At 67.0% G+C, this 19,584-nt stretch carries 18 protein-coding genes and 1 other RNA gene; 7 read left to right on the top strand and 12 right to left on the bottom strand.

Going from position 1 to position 19,584, the window contains the following annotated elements; translation table 11 throughout:
* Positions 1 to 3: 3 nt before the first annotated feature.
* The 4 genes from L1Z78_RS08880 to dnaX all read right to left on the bottom strand — a co-directional run bounded on the left by L1Z78_RS08880 (position 4) and on the right by dnaX (position 3,663).
* Complete coding sequence (locus L1Z78_RS08880; protein WP_234641157.1) at positions 4 to 435, bottom strand: MAPEG family protein; 432 nt, start codon at positions 433 to 435, stop codon at positions 4 to 6.
* Between the two features lie 33 nt (positions 436 to 468).
* Positions 469 to 1,059, bottom strand: coding sequence for a recombination mediator RecR (recR, locus tag L1Z78_RS08875; RefSeq protein WP_234641156.1), 591 nt, complete (start codon positions 1,057 to 1,059; stop codon positions 469 to 471).
* Positions 1,060 to 1,190: 131 nt separating this feature from the next.
* Positions 1,191 to 1,523 carry a YbaB/EbfC family nucleoid-associated protein gene (locus L1Z78_RS08870; protein ID WP_234641155.1) on the bottom strand — a complete coding sequence of 111 codons (333 nt, stop codon included), beginning with the start codon at positions 1,521 to 1,523 and terminating at the stop codon, positions 1,191 to 1,193.
* 37 nt (positions 1,524 to 1,560) lie between these two features.
* A complete protein-coding gene (gene dnaX / locus L1Z78_RS08865; RefSeq protein WP_234641154.1) occupies positions 1,561 to 3,663 on the bottom strand; it encodes a DNA polymerase III subunit gamma/tau in 2,103 nt (700 codons plus the stop codon).
* 101 nt (positions 3,664 to 3,764) lie between these two features.
* Between dnaX and ffs the strand changes: the two genes are divergently transcribed.
* Positions 3,765 to 3,861, top strand: an RNA gene (ffs, locus tag L1Z78_RS08860) — signal recognition particle sRNA small type.
* Positions 3,862 to 3,924: 63 nt separating this feature from the next.
* Here ffs and L1Z78_RS08855 read toward each other — a convergent pair.
* Positions 3,925 to 5,301 (bottom strand): TIGR03862 family flavoprotein, encoded by a 1,377-nt coding sequence (locus L1Z78_RS08855; protein ID WP_234641153.1) that lies wholly within the window; start codon positions 5,299 to 5,301, stop codon positions 3,925 to 3,927.
* Positions 5,302 to 5,568: 267 nt separating this feature from the next.
* Here L1Z78_RS08855 and trxA point away from each other — a divergent pair, with 267 nt between their 5' ends.
* Positions 5,569 to 5,901: a thioredoxin TrxA gene (gene trxA / locus L1Z78_RS08850; protein ID WP_234641152.1), complete on the top strand. Its 333-nt coding sequence runs from the start codon at positions 5,569 to 5,571 to the stop codon at positions 5,899 to 5,901.
* A 254-nt stretch (positions 5,902 to 6,155) separates the two neighbouring features.
* Positions 6,156 to 7,418 (top strand): transcription termination factor Rho, encoded by a 1,263-nt coding sequence (rho, locus tag L1Z78_RS08845; protein WP_234641151.1) that lies wholly within the window; start codon positions 6,156 to 6,158, stop codon positions 7,416 to 7,418.
* A 91-nt stretch (positions 7,419 to 7,509) separates the two neighbouring features.
* On the opposite strand, the gene L1Z78_RS08840 is transcribed toward rho, so the two are convergent.
* On the bottom strand, positions 7,510 to 8,919 hold the full coding sequence (locus L1Z78_RS08840; RefSeq protein WP_234641150.1) for a CoA transferase: 1,410 nt from the start codon (positions 8,917 to 8,919) through the stop codon (positions 7,510 to 7,512).
* A gap of 106 nt (positions 8,920 to 9,025) precedes the next feature.
* Between L1Z78_RS08840 and L1Z78_RS08835 the strand changes: the two genes are divergently transcribed.
* From L1Z78_RS08835 to L1Z78_RS08820, 4 genes are all read left to right on the top strand, one after another.
* Complete coding sequence (locus L1Z78_RS08835; RefSeq protein WP_234641149.1) at positions 9,026 to 10,219, top strand: citrate synthase family protein; 1,194 nt, start codon at positions 9,026 to 9,028, stop codon at positions 10,217 to 10,219.
* Positions 10,220 to 10,333: 114 nt separating this feature from the next.
* On the top strand, positions 10,334 to 10,579 hold the full coding sequence (locus L1Z78_RS08830; RefSeq protein ID WP_054257309.1) for a type B 50S ribosomal protein L31: 246 nt from the start codon (positions 10,334 to 10,336) through the stop codon (positions 10,577 to 10,579).
* A 168-nt stretch (positions 10,580 to 10,747) separates the two neighbouring features.
* Positions 10,748 to 12,487 carry a hypothetical protein gene (locus tag L1Z78_RS08825; protein ID WP_234641148.1) on the top strand — a complete coding sequence of 580 codons (1,740 nt, stop codon included), beginning with the start codon at positions 10,748 to 10,750 and terminating at the stop codon, positions 12,485 to 12,487.
* Positions 12,484 to 13,848 (top strand): MATE family efflux transporter, encoded by a 1,365-nt coding sequence (locus L1Z78_RS08820; protein ID WP_234641147.1) that lies wholly within the window; start codon positions 12,484 to 12,486, stop codon positions 13,846 to 13,848. The genes L1Z78_RS08825 and L1Z78_RS08820 overlap by 4 nt, the downstream gene beginning before the upstream one ends.
* Positions 13,849 to 13,884: 36 nt before the next feature.
* On the opposite strand, the gene phoR is transcribed toward L1Z78_RS08820, so the two are convergent.
* From phoR to pstC, 6 genes are all read right to left on the bottom strand, one after another.
* Positions 13,885 to 15,261 (bottom strand): phosphate regulon sensor histidine kinase PhoR, encoded by a 1,377-nt coding sequence (gene phoR / locus L1Z78_RS08815; protein WP_234641146.1) that lies wholly within the window; start codon positions 15,259 to 15,261, stop codon positions 13,885 to 13,887.
* A gap of 122 nt (positions 15,262 to 15,383) precedes the next feature.
* Positions 15,384 to 16,079: a phosphate regulon transcriptional regulator PhoB gene (phoB, locus tag L1Z78_RS08810; protein ID WP_234641145.1), complete on the bottom strand. Its 696-nt coding sequence runs from the start codon at positions 16,077 to 16,079 to the stop codon at positions 15,384 to 15,386.
* Positions 16,080 to 16,097: 18 nt separating this feature from the next.
* Entirely contained in the window at positions 16,098 to 16,799 is a 702-nt protein-coding gene (gene phoU, locus L1Z78_RS08805; protein WP_016447458.1) for a phosphate signaling complex protein PhoU, read from the bottom strand.
* Between the two features lie 10 nt (positions 16,800 to 16,809).
* Positions 16,810 to 17,592, bottom strand: a complete 783-nt coding sequence (gene pstB / locus L1Z78_RS08800; RefSeq protein ID WP_234641144.1) for a phosphate ABC transporter ATP-binding protein PstB — start codon at positions 17,590 to 17,592, stop codon at positions 16,810 to 16,812.
* Positions 17,593 to 17,623: 31 nt separating this feature from the next.
* Complete coding sequence (gene pstA / locus L1Z78_RS08795) at positions 17,624 to 18,487, bottom strand: phosphate ABC transporter permease PstA (RefSeq protein WP_234642128.1); 864 nt, start codon at positions 18,485 to 18,487, stop codon at positions 17,624 to 17,626.
* Positions 18,488 to 18,507: 20 nt separating this feature from the next.
* The gene (gene pstC / locus L1Z78_RS08790; RefSeq protein ID WP_234642127.1) at positions 18,508 to 19,446 is read right to left on the bottom strand and encodes a phosphate ABC transporter permease subunit PstC; all 939 of its coding nucleotides are present in this window, start codon (positions 19,444 to 19,446) and stop codon (positions 18,508 to 18,510) included.
* Positions 19,447 to 19,584 lie beyond the last annotated feature (138 nt).

Below are 19,584 nucleotides of genomic sequence, written 5' to 3'. Positions count from 1 at the left end.
GTCTCAGCGCCAGCCCGCGAGGAACAGCAGCAGATTCACCAGCCAGGCCAGGGCCCAGGAGGCGCTTCGCAGGCTGGCAAGGTCCATGAGGTAGAAGCCGATGTAGGCCACACGCAACACAATGAAGGCCATGGCCAGGGCATCGACCCGGGCTACCGGCACGCCCAGCTGCCAGGCCACCACCAAGGCACCGATGAAGAATGGAAGGCATTCGAAGCTGTTGGCCTGCGCCGCATTGGCCCGCGCCTGGTAGCCGGTCTGCCGCGCCAGCCAGGCCCGCGGATCATGGTTGTCGAACCCCTCCTGTCCCGACCGGCGCCTCATGCCGGGGGCCTTGGCGACATAGGCGCAGACCAGCGGCAGCAGGGCCGCCACCAGCAGGCACCAATGGGCGATGGAAAAGCCGCCAGGCGGCAGGATCACGGAGGTGGGCATACAGGCTCCCTTGAGGATTGGAAGGACCCGGACCTACCGGCGATCCACCAGAGCATGGGCAATCGTACCCAGGTCCACGTACTCGAGTTCGCTGCCGATGGGCACGCCACGCGCCAGCCGCGTCACATGGATGCCGCGGGCCTTCAACGCCTCGCTGATCGCATGGGCCGTGGCCTCGCCTTCCGCCGTGAAGCTGGTGGCCAGGATCACCTCCTGCACCCTGCCGTCGCCGGCCCGTTCCAGCAAGCTGGACAGCCCCAGGTCCCGCGGACCGATGCCATCGAGTGGCGACAGCCGCCCCATCAGCACGTAGTAATAGCCTTGATAGGCCCCGGTCCGTTCCATCGCCGCCATGTCGGCCGGCGCCTCCACCACGCACAGCCGAGCGGCATCGCGCCCCTCGTCCTGGCAGATGGAGCAGACGCGGCCTTCGGTGAAGGTATGGCAACGTTCGCAATGGCCCACGGACTCAATGGCCGTATCCAGGGCCCGGGCCAGTTGCCGCGCGCCATCCTGATCGCGCTGCAGCAGATGGAAGGCCATGCGCTGGGCCGACTTGATGCCCACGCCCGGCAGCCTGCGCAGGGCCTCGACCAGCGCATCGAGCGATTGCACGTCCGACATGGCGGCATCCTTTCAATGAAGGTTCTCAGAAAAAAAGCGACCTGCATGGGCAGATCGCTCGCGCGCGGACGGCGGTGCAGTACCTGCCACCGCCACCATCCATCCAGGATGGACTTGCGGCAGGCGGGGCCTCAGAACGGGAACTTCATGCCGCCGGGCAGGCCGGGCATGCCTGCCGTGAGCTTGCCCATCTTCTCGTTGGAGGTTTCCTCCGCCTTGCGCACGGCCGCATTGAAGGCAGCGGCCACGAGGTCCTCGAGCATATCCTTGTCCTCGGCCAGCAGGCTGGGATCGATGGTGATGCGCTTGACGTCGTGCTTGCAGGTCATGACCACCTTCACCAGGCCCGCGCCGGACTCGCCTTCCACTTCGATGGTGCCGAGCTCTTCCTGGGCCTTCTTGAGGTTGTCCTGCATGGCCTGTGCCTGCTTCATCAGGCCGGCCAGTTGTCCTTTGTTGAACATGTGAGTTCCTTCTTCTGTAGGGTAAAAACGAAACGCCTTACGGCTCAATGGATACGGGCCTGATGCTGCCGGGCACGATTTTCGCGCCGTGGCTGCGCATCAGGGTCTGCACCAGCGAATGGTTCATCACGATATCCTCCGCGATGCGCTGACGCTCGTGGCTGGCGACCGCATTGCGCCGCGCGGGACTGTCGGTCACGGGGCCTTGTTCAACCTGCAACTGCCGGGCCACGCCTGCCGCCTCCAGCGCCGCGCGCAGGCGTTCGCGCGTGGCAGGCTGGTTCAGCGAGCTGCTTTCGACACGCAATGTCCAGGCATCCCCATCGCGCGCCACCAACTGCGACTGCAGGGCCAGCTGGCGCGCCAGCGCCGTGACGGCCTCGGCCTGTACCAGCTGCTGGACCGTGGCGTGCCAGACATCGCCATCGGGCGTGCGCTCCACGGTAGGAGCCGGCGGCGCATCCATGGGCTGGCGTCCGCGCCCGGCGGCGAATTCGAACTCCTCCGCCTGGGCCGCAAGGGCCATCGTGGCGAGGGGAGGCTCCACGACCAGGTTCGCGTCATCGGCCCATCGGCCCTCGTCGGCCCAGCCTTCATCGGGCATGCCAGCCCAGGCACCCTCGTCGGGAGCATCCGCGTCCTGCACGGGCGGGGCATCGTCGTCGGCGTCGTCAGACTCCCGCATGTCCTCCTCGGGGGAGTCGGACAGCTCCTCGCGAGCCATGGCCGCGGGCTGGCGCGGCTCGGCCCCGAGGATGGACCGGTCTTCCCCCGCCGGGGCGAGAACAGGCTCTTCGCGCCGCACCGTCACAGGCGAGGACGGCGGCGGTGCAGGTGCAGGTGCAGGAACGGATGCTGCCATGGGAGTCGCCACGGCAGGAGGTGCGGCAGGGACCGCCGCGGGTACAGCGACAGCCTGTTCCGTACGCGCCGCCTCCGGCTGCGCCACGGGCGCCAGCGGCTCAGTCCTGGCCCTGGCCGTCGTCGAGGTCAGCGCTGGAGTTTTTTTTTCAGCCTCGCCCGCAGCGGGCTCTGCAGGCTGCGGCTTGAAAGCCAGCAGTCTCAGCAGCGCCATGGTCAGCGCCGCATATTCGTCGGGAGCCAGGCCCAGCTCGGCCCGGCCATGCAGGCAGATGCTGTAGAGCAGCTGAGTCTCATCGCGGGGCATCAGCTGTGCCAGGCGCGCGATTTCCGCGGCCTCGGGATCGCTGGGATCGGCCGTCATCTGCGGCACCGCCTGCGCCACGGCCATGCGCTGCAGCACGGCACACATCTCCTCCAGCGTGGAAGCGGCCGACAGGCCGTTGCGGCGCAGGGCCTCGGAGGTTTCCACCACCACCTGGCCATCGGCCCGGGCCAGCGCCTCGATCAGCCTGAAGACATGGCTGCGGTCCACGCTGCCCAGCATCTGGCGCACCATGGCCTCCTGCAATTGCCCGCTGCCGAACGCAATGGCCTGGTCGGTCAGCGACAAGGCATCGCGCATGGAGCCACGCGCAGCACGCGACAGCAGGCGCAGGGCCTGGGGCTCGGACGCCACGCCCTCCTGGCCCAGCACCCGGCCCAGATGCTCCAGCACCGTCTCGGGCGCCATGGGCCGCAGGTTGAACTGCAGGCAACGGCTGAGCACGGTCACAGGCACCTTCTGCGGATCGGTGGTGGCCAGCACGAACTTCAGGTATTCGGGCGGCTCCTCCAGCGTCTTGAGCATGGCGTTGAAGGCCGTGTTCGTGAGCATGTGCACTTCGTCGATCATGAAGACCTTGAAGCGCCCCTGCACCGGCTTGTAGACCGCCTGCTCCAGCAGGCTCTGCACCTCGTCCACGCCGCGGTTGGAGGCAGCATCCAGCTCGGTGTAGTCAGGAAAGCGGCCGCTGTCGATTTCGGTACAGGCCGCGCAGACACCGCAGGGCGTCGCCGTGATACCTCCCTGGCCATCAATCCCCTGGCAGTTCAGCGACTTGGCCAGGATGCGCGAGACCGTGGTCTTGCCCACGCCGCGCGTGCCGGTGAACAGATAGGCATGGTGCAGGCGCTGCTGCGTCAGGGCATTGGTGAGCGCCTGGACGACATGCTCCTGCCCCACCATTTCCGAGAAATTGCGGGGACGGTATTTGCGGGCCAGCACAAGATAAGACATGCCGCGATTCTACGGGGCTGAACGCCCCGCCCCACCCGTCCCCGGGTTTGCAAGGCCCCGCCCGCCCGGCCAGCCCCGCGTTTGCCCCTATAATCGAGGATGACGGGCCTCCTCGCATGGGGAAGCGGCCAACCGGGTCAGGTGGGGAACCAAGCAGCCCTAACCGTGAAACCAGTGCCGAGGGCAAGGCTCGTCACCTCCATTCAAGGCAGGGCCTGCGGGCGCCGCCACCTCCGGCCCACAGCGGCATCCCCCTTTTTTTCAGTCGACCTGGCCATCTACCTCCAGGTAGCGTTCCACGCCCTGTGCGGCCTGCACGCCGCTGGCCATGCAGGCCGTCAGCAGGTAGCCGCCGGTCGGCGCCTCCCAGTCCAGCATCTCCCCCGCACAGAAAACGCCGGGCGCGGCCACGCACATGCCGCGGGCATCGAGCGCCTGCAGGCGCACGCCGCCGGCAGTGCTGATGGCCTCATCGATGGGACGGGGAGCCACCAGGGTGAGCGGCAAGGCCTTGATGGCATGCGCCAGCCGCGCGGCATCGGCCATTCCCTCCTTGCCCAGCACTTCATGCAGCACGGCAGCCTTGATGCCCTCCAGTCCCAGCCGCCCCTTCAGATGGCTGGCCAGACTGCGCGAGCCGCGCGGATGCCGCACCTGCGCCAGCACATCCTCGGGTGTCCGCTGAGGCAGCAGATCGATATGTATGGTGGCCTGCCCGTCCCGCGCGATGGCCTCGCGCAACGCGGCCGAGACGGCATAGACCAGGCTGCCCTCCACCCCCGTGGCGGTCGCAACGAACTCGCCCTTGCGCGAGAAAGCACCGCCCTGCCCATCATCGAAGGACAGCGCCACCGACTTGAAGGGCTGCCCCGCGAAACGCTCGCAGAAGTAGGGACTCCAGCCCCGTACCGGCTGGCGACTCGCTCCCAGCAGTTCAGCCATGAATTCGCGGCGGTCGATTCCTGCCCCGGCCTGCACCGTTCCCAGCCCTACATCGAAGCCGCAGTTGGCAGGCTTGAGGGGCGCAACTTCGATGCCGCGCTGCTCCAGCCAGGGCACCCACTGTCCATCCGAGCCCAGGCGCGCCCAGCTGCCCCCCCCCAGCGCCAGCACCACGGCACGTGCGCGCACCTGCAACCGCCCTTCGGGCGCCTGAAACTCCAGCACCTCGCCGCCCTGCCAGCCCAGCCATCGGTGGCGCATGTGCAAGACCACCCCCTGGGCCCGCAGCCGCACCAGCCAGGCCCGCAACAGCGGCGCCGCCTTCATGTCCTGCGGGAACACACGGCCCGAGCTCCCCACGAAGGTTTCCACGCCCAGGTCGCGGGCCCAGGCCCGCAAACGGTCCGGCGACAGCAGGTCCAGCCAGCGCGACACCTCGGCGCTGTGCTCGCCATAGCGCGACACGAAGGCCGGCAAAGCCTCGGAATGGGTCAGGTTGAGTCCACCCTTGCCCGCCATGAGGAACTTGCGCCCGGCGGAGGACTTGGCCTCGAACACATGGACCGCCAGCCCCTTGCCGGCCAGCCCTTCGGCCGCCATCAGGCCAGCCGGCCCCGCGCCGATCACCGCCACATCGCAGTCCATCGTGCGCGCCGTCGCGCCATGCTCCGCAGAGTCCATCACTTCAGTTTCCATTCCATGCTCACATACAACATTGCGCCTCAGGCAGGCCGAGCCGGCAGCGCGGGCGCGCAGGATACCCCGCCCAGGACCGGTCCGTGCCGTGGCGAGGCAAATCCCCGAGGGCCGGCACCCCTGTCGCACCCACGAAAACAGCTATGACAGTCATAGCATCCGGCTACCACCCACACCGTGCAGCAGGTGATAGGTTTCTGTCACAATCAATTCGTGGTGCGGATTTTCCTGCGCCTTCCTCATTGCGAAAAATCAAGGACTCCACCCATGGCCAGCGAACTGATCAAACATATCTCCGACGCGAGCTTTGAAGCCGAAGTCTTGCAGCCCGGCACCGCGGTGCTGGTCGACTACTGGGCCGAATGGTGCGGTCCTTGCAAGCAGATCGCCCCCATCCTCGACGAAGCAGCCCAGACCTACAAGGAAAAGCTGTCCATCGCCAAGATGAACGTGGACGAGAACCGCGAGATTCCCGCCAAGTTCGGCATCCGCGGCATTCCCACACTGATGCTGTTCAAGGACGGCCAGCTGGCAGCCACCAAGGTGGGCGCCCTGAACAAAGCCCAACTGTCGGCCTTCCTGGACCAGCATCTGGCCTGAGTTCCCGCGCGCTGCCCCACACGCGGGGCGGCGCAAGACACGGCCTGCGGCGCAGGGCCTGGCGCGCAATCCATGCGCCAGCGCAAATTTCCCTGTGACCTGTGGATTTTTTCCTGTCATAATGCCCTTCATCACCGGCCTCATGCATCGAAGGCCGCGCTGAGACCCTCAGGCAAGCCAGCCCACTTCTGCAGTGTTTCGCTTGGCTCAACGCCTCCCCCTGGTTTCTTTCCACTCCGCTCTGGAGTCACTCCATGCACCTTAATGAACTCAAGGCACTGCACGTGTCTGAAGTCCTGAAGCAGGCCGAAGCGCTTGAGATCGAAAACGTCGGTCGCATGCGCAAGCAAGAGTTGATGTTCGCCATCATCAAAAAGCGCGCCAAGGCCGGCGAACAAGTGTTCGCCGACGGCGTGCTGGAGATCCTGCCGGACGGGTTCGGCTTTCTGCGCAGCCCCGACACCAGCTACACGGCCAGCACTGACGACATCTACATCTCGCCCAGCCAGGTCCGTCGCTTCAACCTGCACACCGGCGACATGATCGAAGGCGAAGTGCGCACGCCCAAGGACGGCGAGCGCTACTTCGCGCTGACCAAGCTCGACTCCGTCAACGGCGGCCCGCCCGAGCAGAACAAGCACAAGGTGCTGTTCGAGAACCTGACGCCCCTGTTCCCCACCCAGCAACTGCGCCTGGAGCGCGAGATCAAGGGCGAGGAGAACATCACCGGCCGCATCATCGACATCATCGCCCCCATCGGCCGCGGCCAGCGCGCGCTGATCGTGGCGCCGCCCAAGAGCGGCAAGACCATGATGATGCAAAGCATCGCCCACGCCATCACGGCCAACCATCCCGACGTGCACCTGATGGTGCTGCTGGTCGATGAGCGCCCCGAGGAAGTGACCGAAATGCAGCGCTCGGTGAAGGGCGAGATCATCGCCTCCACCTTCGACGAGCCCGCCACGCGCCACGTGCACGTGGCCGAGATGGTGATCGAGCGCGCCAAGCGCCTGGTCGAGCTGAAGAAAGATGTGGTCATCCTGCTGGACTCCATCACCCGCCTGGCCCGCGCCTACAACAACGTCGTGCCCTCGTCGGGCAAGGTGCTGTCCGGCGGCGTGGACTCCAACGCCCTGCAGCGCCCCAAGCGCTTCTTCGGCGCGGCGCGCAATGTGGAGGAAGGCGGCTCGCTGACCATCATCGCCACGGCCCTGGTCGACACCGGCAGCCGCATGGACGAAGTGATCTTCGAAGAATTCAAGGGCACGGGCAACAGCGAGCTGGCCCTGAACCGCCGCCTCTACGAAAAGCGCGTGTTCCCGGCCATCGAGCTCAACAAGAGCGGCACGCGCCGCGAGGAACTGCTGCTGGCGCCCGAGATCCTGCAAAAGACCCGCATCCTGCGCCAGTTCATGTACAACATGGACGAGATCGAAGCCATGGAGCTGATGATCAAGAACATGCGCGCCACCAAGAGCAATGTGGACTTCTTCGACATGATGCGCCGCGGCGGCTGATCCACCGCCTGCGCCATCCTCGACGAACAGACGCCCCGCCAATGCGGGGCGTCGTGCTTTCAGGACCGCATGCAGCCCACGGAACCGCGCCTCACCACGCAGCGGCTGCCGTACCCAGGGCACAGGCCGCACGATCCCAGCGCATGGCAGCTCCGGCGATGTCCACGGCAGGCCTCATGCGCAGTGCAGGCCCCCAGGAGGTGGCCTCCTCCTGCGCGGCGAAATCCGCAACAGCATCCACCGGCTCCAACTCACAGCCATCGGGATCGCCAACGCCACCGCCAGCCAGCAGGTGGGCCGTGCGCGCCAGGGAAGCACGCACCGTGCTGCCTCCTTGCCCCCTCAGGCGATGCACCAGCCCCATCGTCACGGCCGCCGCCATCAGGTAGCCGGTCGCATGGTCCAGGGCCTGCAGTGGCAAGGGCGTGGGCCGATCGCGGCCCAGCGCACGCATGCCGGCATCGGCGATGCCGGCACTCATCTGCACCAGGCTGTCAAAGCCGCGCCGCTGCCGCCAGGGACCACTCCAGCCATAGGCGTTGAGCGATACATCGACCAGCAAGGGGTTCAGCCCACGGCGCCATGCCGCACCGAATCCCAACGCGTCCAGCGCGCCGTCGCGATAACCGTGTACCAGTACATCGGCCTGCGCCAGCAGAGCCTCGAACACGGCGCGGTCCGCGTTCGCATGCAGGTCCAGGCGCGCGCATCGTTTGCCCAGCGTGACCTCGGGGACGGTGCCGGGCTCCTCCCAGCCGGGAGGATCGATACGCAGCACCTCGGCACCGTGCCCAGCCAGCCACCGCGTGGCCGCGGGGCCGGCCAGGATGCGGGTCAGGTCCAGCACACGCAGCCCCTGAAGCGGCCGTTGCACCGAAGGCTGCCATGCCGCGCCCCGTCCGTCCGATGCGACTGCCGACAGCGGATGCGTCTGCCATGCCAGCAAAGGCTCCTGATGCACCGCCCGGCCCTGGGGATGCACGGCCCAGGCATCGAGCCCACGCATGGCAGCGGCACACCCACCCTGCGCCACCACGGCCGACTCCAGCGCCTGCGCGCTCCAGCGCTCCACGGCCGAGGCCACTGCCGCGCGCTCGGCCGGCACATCCAGCACGGCCAGCGCCGCCGCGCGGTGGTGGGGTGCATTGGTATGCAGCCGGATCCAGCCGTCGGCCGCGCGGTAGTCGCCCGCCACGGCATCCCACAGCCCAGGCAGCTCCCAGCCCTGCGGGCGCAGCGTGGTGCCAAACCACAGGGACGCCAGGCGGCGATCCACTGCGACCGAAGGCGCGGCCACGCCCAGCAGGCCGATCAATTCGGACATGGCCAGGCCGGCCGCCCCCATGCTGGCGCCCGCCAGATCGGACACGGCAAACACCGAGTGCAGAGAACCCCGTCCCTGCATCCGCAAGCGCTGGCACGCATCCGGAGCCCCCTGGAGCGACTCCCATATCTGTGCGGCGAAGCGATCGAAGGCATGAAGGGTTGGACGAGCAGACATACGGCACTCCTGAAGACGAAAAACAGCGAACGAAGACCTGCACCTTAGATATGCCAAAAATATTGTCAATATTGATTCAATTAATCAACATACCTATGATTCCTCCATGCCTGACTACCTGAACTCGTCCCAAGCCACGGCGTTGCTGGGCGTGAGCCGTGCCACGCTGTATGCCTATGTCAGCCGCGGACTGCTCCATGCCCACGCCGCTGACTCCCCTCGCGAAAGCCGTTATCTGCGCGACGAGGTAGAGCAGCTGGCGCGCCAGCGCGGCCAGGGGCGCAAGCCGCGCGATGTCGCGCAGGCCGCGCTCAGCTGGGGCCTGCCGGTACTGGAGTCCTCGATCACGCTCATCGAGCAAGGCCGCCTGTACTACCGCGGGGAGGACGCCGCGGACTGGGCCCGCTCGCACACGCTGGAAGAAACGGCCGCCCTGCTCTGGCAATGTCCCGTCGAAACGGCCTTCGCCGCAACCGGCGTCGAGTCCCCCGCCCTGCTGGCCGAGATGCAGGCCCGAATGGCAGGCCAGAGTTGCGAGCAGACGCTGCTGCCGCTGTTCACCATGGCCAGCGACGACACGGCCACGGCCGCCTGGCAGCAGTCGCCCGAGCGGCTGGCGGCCGGCTGCGGCGCGCTTTTGCGCCTGCTCGCCGCGTGCCTGCTGGGCACGGCGCCAGACCCGGCCCCGATCCATCTGCAGTGCGCACGCACCTGGGGGCTGGATGCGCGGGGAGCCGACCTGGTGCGAGCGGCCCTGGTGCTGTGCGCGGACCATGAACTCAATGCCTCCGGCTTTACCGCGCGCTGCGTGGCATCCACAGGAGCAAGCCTGCGCGCCGCCGTGGTGGGCGGACTGGCCGCGTTGACAGGCGGGCGCCATGGCGGCACCACCGCACGCGTCGAGGCACTCTGCGACGAATTGGGCGAGGTGGACACTCCGGCACGGCTGCACCAGCGTCTGGCGCGTGGAGAATCCCTGCCCGGCTTCGGCCACGACCTCTACCTCGAAGGCGACGTGCGCGCGGCGCTGCTGCTCGACATGCTGCCAGGGCACAGCACGGCAGCAGCCCTGGCCGCTCAGGTGATGACATTGACAGGGCAGGCGCCCTCGGTGGATTTCGCACTGGTGGCCGTGCGCAGGCACCTGCGGCTGCCGCCGGGCAGTGCCTTCGGACTGTTCGCGCTGGGCCGCTGCGCCGGCTGGCTGGCCCAGGCACAGGAGCAGCGCGCCACGCGGCAGATCATCCGACCACGTGCCGCCTACACCGGTCCCAGGCCCGCTCGCTTGGCACGGAAGTGATCGTCATGCGATAATGCAGAGCTTTTTCTTGCGGAAAGTACGCTTGATTTGAACCGCTACAAGGGTTGCAGCGGGTCAGGCACGGCTACCGCACTTGCATCAGAAGGAAAGATCATGAAAGAAGGCATCCACCCCAACTACCGCGAAGTTCTGTTCGTGGACCTGTCCAACGGCTTCAAGTTCGTGACCCGCTCCTGCGTGAACACGAAGGAAACCGAGACCTTCGAAGGCAAGGAATACCCCCTGTTCAAGCTGGACACCTCGTCCGAGTCGCACCCCTTCTACACCGGCACGCAAAAGTCGGTGGACAACATGGGCGGCCGCGTCGAGCGCTTCCGCAACCGTTTCGGCAAGAAGTAAATCCAGCTTCTCCCGACCAGAGGGCAGCCCGGGCAACCGGGCTGCCCTTTGTGTTTTGTTCGTGTCTTGTCCGCCCCGGCCAATCCATGCCGGCCCGTCGCTCTCCAGGCTTTTCAGGGGCCTTGCTTCGCGTATTCTTGCGCGGTCCCTGGCCGAAAGTTCTTCCGCGTGAACCAACCCACTCCCGCCATCGTTGCCCAAAGCGCCGTGCGCCGCCTGCCGCGCTGGTCGCTGCTGCTGCTGTGCCTGGCCTATGTCGTGCCCGGCTACGTCGGGCGCAGCCCCTGGCGCATGGCCGACATGGAGGCCTTTGGCTATATGCGGGAGCTCGCCCTGGGCCACACCTCGTGGCTGGCGCCACGCATGGCAGGTCTGCTGCCGGAGTCCGAAGGCCTGCTGTCGTACTGGCTGGGCGCGCTGGCGCTGCAGGGCGCCCCCTCCTGGTTGCACCCCGAGATGGCGGTGCGCCTGCCTTTCGCGGCCATGCTGGTGATCACCTTGATGGCCACCTGGTGGGGGGTGTACTACCTGGCGCGCACCCCTGGCGCGCGCCCGGTCGCCTTTGCGTTTGGCGGAGAGGCACAGCCCACGGACTATGCACGTGCCATGGCCGATGGCGGCCTGCTGGCCCTGGTGGCCTGCCTGGGCCTGGCCCAGCTGTCGCACGAGACCACCAGCTATGTGACACAGCTGGGCTGCGCGGCCCTGCTGTTCTTTGCCGCAGCCGCCATGCCCTATCACGGCCGCACCGCTGTCCTGGCCTTGCTGCTGGGCCTGCCCGGCCTGGCCTTGAGCGGCGCCCCCACCGTGGCCACGCTGTTCGGCCTGGGCGGCGCGGCCATGGCATGTTTTTCTCGCACCTGGGGTGACGAACCCGCGCCGCAACCCCGGGCCGCGCGCACCTGGACGGCCCTGTGGCTGGCCACGGCGGCACTGGCGGCCTTGTTGTGCTGGTGGCTGGACCAGTGGGCCTGGCGCCTGGTGGACAGCGGCACGGCCAAGGAGTGGCAAAGCCTGGTCCGGTTGCAGCTGTGGTTCATCTGGCCCGCCTGGCCGCTGGCCCTGTGGACGCTGTGGGTCTGGCGCCGGCAGATCGCCAAACCCCGGCAATACCCCCATCTGGCCCTGCCGCTGTGGTTTGCCGCCATCCCAGTGGCAGCCTCCCTGAGCACCCTGCCCGCGGACCGCGCCCTGCTGCTGGGCCTGCCGGCCGTTGCCACGCTGGCGGCCTTCGCCCTGCCCACGCTGCGCCGCAGCATCAGCGCGTTGATCGATTGGTTCACACTGCTGTTCTTCAGCGCCGCCGCCATCGGCATCTGGGTGATCTGGGTGTCGATGCAGACCGGCTTGCCCGCCAAGCCGGCCGCCAACGTGGCGCGGCTGGCGCCCCAGTTCGTCCACGAGTTCTCGCTGACGGCCTTTCTGATCGCCGTGGCGGCCACTGCCGCCTGGTGCGTGCTCGTGGCCTGGCGCACCTCGCGCAACCGCGCTGCCATCTGGAAAAGCCTGGTGTTGCCGGCCAGCGGCACCACACTGGCCTGGCTGCTGCTGATGACGCTGTGGTTGCCGCTGCTGGACCATGCGCGCAGCTTCGAGCCGCAGATCCGCCAGGTGCTGCTCAAGCTGCCCAAGGACGACGATTGCGTGCAGACCTACGGCCTGCCACGTGCCCACATCGCGGCGCTGCGCTACTACGGCAACCTCGACACGCAGCGCCTGAGCATGGCAGGGGCCGCGCGCTGCGACTGGATGGTGGCCGAGGAAGAAACCTGGCTGGACCCGCACAGCGCACGCCTGCGGGATGAATGGGAGATCACGGACCGGGTGGTACGCCCCACCGATCGCAAGGATTTCCTGCTGATTCTCAAACGCAAGCCCGAAGCGAACGGCGTCCAGGGCAGGCCATGAGCCAGCCCGCGCACGCGCAGCCGGGGGAGAGTCGCACGATTGCCCAGCACGCACTGACCGTGCTGGCGGGGCAACTGGCCGTGATGGCCTTCGGCGTGACCGACACCATCGTGGCGGGCCGCTACTCCGAGGGCGCGCTGGCCGCGCTGTCCGTGGGATCGGCCATCTTCGTGAGCGTCTATGTGTCGCTGATGGGCATCTTCCAGGCCCTGCTTCCGCTGTGGGCCGAGCAGCGTGGCGCGGGGCAGCCGCAGGCCATCGGCCGCACCCTGCGCCAGTCCATGTATCTGCTGGCCACCGTCTGCGTGCCGGGCATGGGGGTGCTGTTGTGTCCAGGTGCACTGCTGCACTGGGCCGACGTGCCGCCAGACCTGCAGATCGAAGTGCGTGCCTATCTGTACGTGCTGGCCTGGAGCCTGCCGGCCGCCTTGCTGTTTCGCATCTACAGCACCTTGAACCAGGCGCTGGGCCATCCCCTGCTGGTGACCTGGCTGCAGATGCTGTCGCTGCTGCTGAAGATTCCGCTGTCGATCTGGCTGGCCTTCGGCGGCGCCGGCCTGCCCGCCCTGGGGGCTGAAGGCTGCGCCTGGGCCACGCTGGTGGTGAACTACGCCATGGTGGCCCTGGCCATGGCCTTGGTGCGCGGCAAGGCGCTGTACGCGCCACTGGCGCTGTGGCGGCGCATGGAGGCGCCGGACTGGCGCCAGCTTGCCCAGTTCGCCCGCCTGGGCGTGCCCGCAGGCCTGGCCATCCTGGTCGAGGTGACCTCCTTCACGCTGATGGCCCTGTTCGTGGCCCGCCAGGGAACCCTGGCCTCGGCCAGCCACCAGATCGCCGCCAACCTGGCCGCCCTGTGCTACATGGTGCCGCTGTCGCTGGCCATCGCCACCAGTGCACGTGTCAGCTACTGGCGCGGCGCTGGCGACGAAGTCATGGCACGACGCCTGGTGACCATGGGCTGGCGGCTCGCGGCCCTGGCAGGGGTGCTGCTGGCTTCATTGCTGTTCCTGTCGCGCGCGGGCCTGGCCCGCATCTACAGCAGCAATCCCGAGGTGGTGGCCATTACCGCCAGCCTGCTGGCCTGGGTCGCGGCCTATCACGTGGCCGATGCGATACAGACCTTCTGCATCTTCGTGCTGCGCTGCTACCGCATCACGGTGGCACCCCTGGTGATCTACTGCCTGCTGCTGTGGGGTGGCGGGCTGGCAGGCGGGTACTGGCTGGCCTATGGTGCGGAACTGGCGCTGCCCACCTGGCTGCACCCTGGCACTCCGGCCCCTTTCTGGGCCAGCAGCGCCTGCGCCTTGCTGGTGACGGCCCTGGTGTTCAGCGCCATCGTGCGCAAGGTCACCGGCCGCTGAGCGGTGCCGGGACAGGGACAGGAACAGGGACAGGCACTATGCGGCGCGGCTTTCGCGTGCTGCAGGCGCGGCAGGGCGCACACGGCTGGACGGAAAGGTCACCGAGAATTCCGACCCCTGCCCCGGTGTACTGGTGATACCCAGCTTGGCACCATGCCGCTGCAGCACATGCTTGACGATGGCCAGCCCCAGTCCCGTACCACCCGTATCACGCGAGCGGCTGCGGTCCACACGGTAGAAGCGCTCGGTCAGCCGCGCCAGATGCTTGGGCTCGATGCCCGGCCCCGAATCCTGCACCGCAAAGCGTGCCGAGCCGTCGGGCAGTGTCTCCCAGCGCACTTCGATGCGCCCGCCTGCGGGCGTGTAGCGCATGGCATTGGCCAACAGGTTGGAGAAGGCGCTTTGCAGCTCGGCGCTGGCCCCGGCCACCTCGCCCGCTTCGGCCAGCAGTTGTGCCGAAGGAAAGCTCAGGTCGTGCGGCATGGACTGCTTGCGCGTGAGCATGGCCGACAGTCCGCGCGCCTCGTTCTCGCAGCGCTGCATGAGCTGTGCCACGGGCACCCATTCGTTGTTGCCGGGCAGCGGGCTTCCCTCCAGTCGGGACAGGGCCAGCAGATCCTCGACCAGGTGCTGCATGCGCTCGGCCTGCTGGGCCATCAGGCCCAGGTAGCGATTGCGCTCGTCGGGCTCCAACGGAAGGTTCTGCAGCGTCTCGACGAAGCCGACGAGCACGGTCAGGGGCGTGCGGATCTCGTGCGAGACGTTGGCCACGAAGTCGCGGCGCATGGCCTCGGCCTGCTCCAGCGCCGTGACGTCGCGCGCCAGCAGCAGCTTGCGTCCCTCGCCATAGCCGTACAGTTGCACCGACAGCTTGACCGGTCGCGAGGCCGTGCTTTCACGCCCTTGCATCACCAGGTCGCGCGAGAAATCCTGGGTGGCGAAGTAGGCGCTGAACTCGGGATCGCGCACCAGGTTGCCTATGCTTTGCAGCAGGTCGCGTTCGGCATCGAAACCGAACTGCCGCGCCGCAATCTGGTTGCACCATTCGATGCGTCCCTCGGCATCGAGCAGGACCACGCCATTGGGACTGGCCTGCAGGGCCGAGAGGATGTCGTTGAGCCGCTGGTCGCCCTGCTGCACCTGCTGCACGCTTTGGCGCAGCCAGCGGCGCATGCGCACACTGGCCTCGCCCCAGATGCCCGCAAGCTCGGGCGCTTCCGTCAGCTCCGACTGGCGCAGCCAGGACAGCAGGCGCATGGCATTCCAGCTGTCCACCAGCCACCATATCCAGCCGGCGACAAAAGCCCCCGCCAGGGCCGCAACGGCCTGTGCCGCCACGCCGGGGCCTGAAGCCGCCAAGGCATTCCACAGCCACCACCCCAGCAATGCGCCCGCGATCTGGGACGCCAACAAGCGAAAACCTCGCCAACCCATACTTGCGCCTTCTTTGCGTTGTTGTATTCGCTGCCCTGGACAGCGGCGCCCTGGCATGGCCCGCGAGGACCATGCGTGGATTCATGCGGATGGAGCCCGCCTCAGGCCAGCGCCTGCGCGCTGAGCCGGTAGCCGGCACCCCGCACCGTCTCGATCAAGGCACCCGCCATGCCCAGCGCCTCGCGCAGCCGCTTGACGTGCACGTCCACCGTGCGCTCCTCGATGAACACATGGTCGCCCCAGACCTTGTCCAGCAACTGTGCCCGGCTGTGCACCCGCTCGGGATGCTTCATGAGGTAGTGCAGCAGCTTGAACTCGGTGGGACCGACCTTGAGCATGTCACCCTGCCAGCTCACGCGGTGCGCGGCGGCATCGAGCACCAGTTCGCCGATGTTGACCTTGTCCTGGATCTGCTCTGGCGCGCGCCTGCGCAGCACGGCGCGGATGCGCGCCAGCAACTCCTGGGTGGAGAACGGCTTGGTGATGTAGTCATCGGCCCCCGCGTCGAGCCCCGCCACCTTGTCCGGCTCGTCGCCGCGCGCCGTGAGCATCAGGATGGGCACGGCCTTGGTGCGGCTGTCGGCGCGCCATTTGCGCGCCAGCGACAGGCCGCTGGCGCCAGGCAGCATCCAGTCGAGCAGGATCACGTCGGGCAGCACGGCATCGAGCTCGCGCTGCGCCGTCACGCCATCCTCGGCCCAGACGGGCTGAAAGCCGTTGTGGCGCAGGTTGACGGCGATCAGCTCGGCGATGGCGGGCTCGTCCTCGACGATGAGGACCATGGGCATCTTCTTCATCCGGTGTGAGCCTCCTGCTTAGAGCACTGCCGATTCGATGGCATCCATCGTCTGGTGGCGCACATCCTTGCCTTCCACCAGGTAGATGATCAGTTCGGCCACGTTCTTGGAATGGTCGCCGATGCGCTCGATGGCCTTGGCCAGGAACAGCAGGTCCAGGCTGGCCGAGATGGTGCGCGGATCTTCCATCATGTAGGTGATGAGCTTGCGCACGAAGCCGTCGAACTCCTGGTCGATCAGGTCATCCTCCTTGAGGATGGCCACGGCGGCCTTGGTATCCAGGCGCGCGAAGGCGTCCAGCGTCTTGCGCAGCAGGCCCGAGGCCATCTCGGCCGCCGTGCGCAGGTCGCCCGTGGGCAGGGAGCGAGCGGCCCCACTTTCGATGATGGACTTGACCATGCGCGCCATCTTGTGGGCCTCGTCGCCCATGCGCTCCAGATTGGCCGTGGCCTTGGAAAAGGCGATCAGCAGGCGCAGATCGCGCGCCGTGGGCTGGCGCCGGGCGATGATGGAGGACAGTTCGTGGTCTATCTCCACCTCCATGGCATTGACGCGCTTTTCCGCGGCATCGACCTGCTCGACGGCCTCGATGCTGAAGCGCGACAGCGCATAGACGGCCTGGCGGATCTGGGACTCGACAAGGCCGCCGAGCTCCATGACGCGCGCCGAGACGCGGTTCAGTTCGCTGTCGAACTGGCTGGAAAGGTGTTTTTCTGTCATCGCTTGCTCCTTAGCCGAAGCGGCCGGTGATGTAGTCCTCGGTTTCCTTGCGCTGGGGCTTGAAGAACATCTGCTCGGTGTCTCCGAACTCCACGAGGTCGCCCAGGTACATGTAGGCCGTGTAGTCGCTGCAGCGTGCCGCCTGCTGCATGTTGTGCGTCACGATGACGACGGTGTAGTCGTTCTTGAGCTCGGCGATCAGCTCCTCGATCTTGGCCGTGGAGATCGGGTCCAGGGCCGAGCAAGGCTCGTCGAGCAGCAGCACTTCGGGCTTGATGGCGATGCCGCGCGCGATGCACAGGCGCTGCTGCTGGCCACCGGACAGACCCGAGCCGCTTTGCTGCAGCTTGTCCTTGACCTCGCCCCACAGCGCGGCCTTGCGCAGCGCCCACTCGACGCGGTCGTCCATATCGGAGGCGCTGAGGTTCTCGAACAGCTTCACGCCGAAGGCGATGTTGTCGTAGATGGACATGGGAAACGGCGTGGGCTTCTGGAACACCATGCCGACCTTGGCGCGGATCAGGGCCACGTCCTGCTTGCTGGTCAGCAGGTTCTCGCCGTCCAGCATGATCTGGCCCTCCGCGCGCTGCTCGGGGTACAGCTCGAACATGCGGTTGAAGGTGCGCAGCAGCGTGGACTTGCCGCAGCCCGACGGGCCGATGAAGGCCGTGACCTTCTTCTCGGGGATGTCGAGGTTGATGCCCTTGAGGGCGTGGAACTTGCCGTAGTAGAAGTTCAGGTCGCGCACGGCCAGCTTGGCGGAGGTCGACACGGGAGAGGAAGTCGCAGTCATTGCGTGATCCTTGGGTTTGTCTTTTGCTGCATTACTTCTGGCGGGTCAGGAAACGCGCCAGGATGTTGAGGCCGAGCACCGCCACGGTGATCAGGAACACGCCGGCCCAGGCCAGCTGCTGCCAGTTTTCGTAGGGACTCATCGCGAACTTGAAGATGGTCACCGGCAGGCTGGCCATGGGCTTGGACAGGTCGGCGTTCCAGAACTGGTTGTTCAGCGCGGTGAACAGCAGCGGAGCAGTCTCGCCGGCGATGCGGGCCACGGCCAGCAGCACGCCGGTGATCACGCCCGCGCGCGCCGCGCGCAGCGTCACCAGGCTGATGACCTTCCACTTCGGGGTTCCCAGGGCATAGGCGGCCTCGCGCAGGCTGGCCGGCACCAGCACCAGCATGTTCTCGGTGGTACGGATGACGACGGGAATCACGATCAGCGCCAGCGCCACCACGCCCGCGTAACCCGAGAAGCTCTTGAAGCGCGCCACGACCACGGTGTAGACGAACAGGCCGATCACGATGGAGGGCGCGGACAGCAGGATGTCGTTGACGAAGCGCGTGGTGTTGGCAAGCCAGCCGCGCGCGTCGTACTCGGCCAGATAGACACCGGCCATCACGCCGATGGGCGTGCCCACGAAGGTGGCCAGGGCCACCATGATCAGCGAGCCGAAGATGGCGTTGGCGATGCCGCCAGCCTCATTGGGCGGCGGCGTCATCTCGCTGAACAGCGCCAGGCTCATGCCGCCGATGCCCAGCGTGATGGTTTCCCAGAGGATCCAGATCAGCCAGAACACGCCGAAGGCCATGGCCATCAGGGACAGGGTCAGCGCCACCTGGTTGAGACGCTTGCGTCGGGCGTACTTGGCCTGGCGCACACGCGCCAGCTCGGCCGCGCCGATCATCTTTGCGGAAGTGGTGGTGCTCACGAACGTGCCCCTTCATTCTTTTGCAGCCGGTTGAGCAGCACCTTGGAGCAGGCCAGCACCACGAAGGTGATGAAGAACAGCACCAGGCCCAGATAGATCAGGGATGCCTGGTGCAGGCCCTCGCCCGCTTCGGCGAATTCGTTGGCCAATGCGGAAGTGATGCTGTTGGCAGCCTCGAAGACCGACAGCGAGTTGAGCTGGTTCATGTTGCCGATCACGAAGGTCACGGCCATGGTCTCGCCCAGCGCACGGCCCAGTCCCAGCATCACGCCGCCGAGCACGCCGGTCTTGGTATAGGGCAGAACGACCTTCCAGACGACCTCCCAGGTCGTGGAGCCCAGGCCGTAGGCCGACTCCTTGAGCAGGGCCGGCGTCACTTCGAACACGTCGCGCATCACGGAAGCGATGAACGGAATGATCATGATGGCCAGGATGATGCCGGCCGACAGGATGCCGATGCCCACCGGAGGGCCGGAAACGAAGGCCTCCAGATAGGGCACGCCCTTGAACAGCGATTGCAGCGGCTGCTGCACATAGGTGGAAAGCACGGGGCCGAAGACCATCAGGCCCCACATGCCGTAGACGATGGAAGGCACGGCGGCCAGCAGTTCCACGGCCGTGCCCAGCGGGCGCTTGAGCCAGGCCGGGGACAGTTCGGTGAGGAACAGCGCGATCCCGAAGCTCACGGGCACCGCGATCAGCAATGCAATGGCCGAGGTGGCCAGCGTGCCGTAGATCATGACCAGGCCGCCGAATTCGTTCTGCACGGGGTCCCAGACGCTGCGGCCCAGGAAACTCAGGCCGTACTCATGGATGGCAGGCCAGGCGCCCACCAGCAGCGAACCCATGATGGCCAGCAGCAGGCCCAGGGTCAGCAACGCGGCCAGGCGGGCCAGGATTCCAAACAGGCGATCCGCCACGCGCCCCGACAGCATCGGAGGGCGTAGCGGAGAGGGTGTGCGTCGCTGAGGCACCTGTGCAGCGGAGGCGTTCAGCGGGTTCGGGGGCGACGTTGTGGACACGTGGAGCGCCTTTATTCGCGGGTTTAGGGAGCGGGAAGGGCCATGATGCAC

The organism is Delftia tsuruhatensis, assembly GCF_903815225.1.
In the GTDB taxonomy this organism is placed as follows: domain Bacteria; phylum Pseudomonadota; class Gammaproteobacteria; order Burkholderiales; family Burkholderiaceae_C; genus Comamonas; species Comamonas tsuruhatensis_A.
The sequence above is the reverse complement of the archived record's forward strand: the minus strand, read 5'-3'. Positions and strand labels throughout refer to the sequence as shown.

Coding starts and splice junctions, on each gene's coding strand:
- L1Z78_RS08880 (WP_234641157.1), bottom strand. CDS start 435: ATGCCCACCTCCGTGATCCTGCCGCCTGGCGGCTTTTCCATCGCCCAT.
- recR (WP_234641156.1), bottom strand. CDS start 1,059: ATGTCGGACGTGCAATCGCTCGATGCGCTGGTCGAGGCCCTGCGCAGG.
- L1Z78_RS08870 (WP_234641155.1), bottom strand. CDS start 1,523: ATGTTCAACAAAGGACAACTGGCCGGCCTGATGAAGCAGGCACAGGCC.
- dnaX (WP_234641154.1), bottom strand. CDS start 3,663: ATGTCTTATCTTGTGCTGGCCCGCAAATACCGTCCCCGCAATTTCTCG.
- L1Z78_RS08855 (WP_234641153.1), bottom strand. CDS start 5,301: ATGGAAACTGAAGTGATGGACTCTGCGGAGCATGGCGCGACGGCGCGC.
- trxA (WP_234641152.1), top strand. CDS start 5,569: ATGGCCAGCGAACTGATCAAACATATCTCCGACGCGAGCTTTGAAGCC.
- rho (WP_234641151.1), top strand. CDS start 6,156: ATGCACCTTAATGAACTCAAGGCACTGCACGTGTCTGAAGTCCTGAAG.
- L1Z78_RS08840 (WP_234641150.1), bottom strand. CDS start 8,919: ATGTCTGCTCGTCCAACCCTTCATGCCTTCGATCGCTTCGCCGCACAG.
- L1Z78_RS08835 (WP_234641149.1), top strand. CDS start 9,026: ATGCCTGACTACCTGAACTCGTCCCAAGCCACGGCGTTGCTGGGCGTG.
- L1Z78_RS08830 (WP_054257309.1), top strand. CDS start 10,334: ATGAAAGAAGGCATCCACCCCAACTACCGCGAAGTTCTGTTCGTGGAC.
- L1Z78_RS08820 (WP_234641147.1), top strand. CDS start 12,484: ATGAGCCAGCCCGCGCACGCGCAGCCGGGGGAGAGTCGCACGATTGCC.
- phoB (WP_234641145.1), bottom strand. CDS start 16,079: ATGAAGAAGATGCCCATGGTCCTCATCGTCGAGGACGAGCCCGCCATC.
- phoU (WP_016447458.1), bottom strand. CDS start 16,799: ATGACAGAAAAACACCTTTCCAGCCAGTTCGACAGCGAACTGAACCGC.
- pstB (WP_234641144.1), bottom strand. CDS start 17,592: ATGACTGCGACTTCCTCTCCCGTGTCGACCTCCGCCAAGCTGGCCGTG.
- pstA (WP_234642128.1), bottom strand. CDS start 18,487: ATGATCGGCGCGGCCGAGCTGGCGCGTGTGCGCCAGGCCAAGTACGCC.
- pstC (WP_234642127.1), bottom strand. CDS start 19,446: ATGCTGTCGGGGCGCGTGGCGGATCGCCTGTTTGGAATCCTGGCCCGC.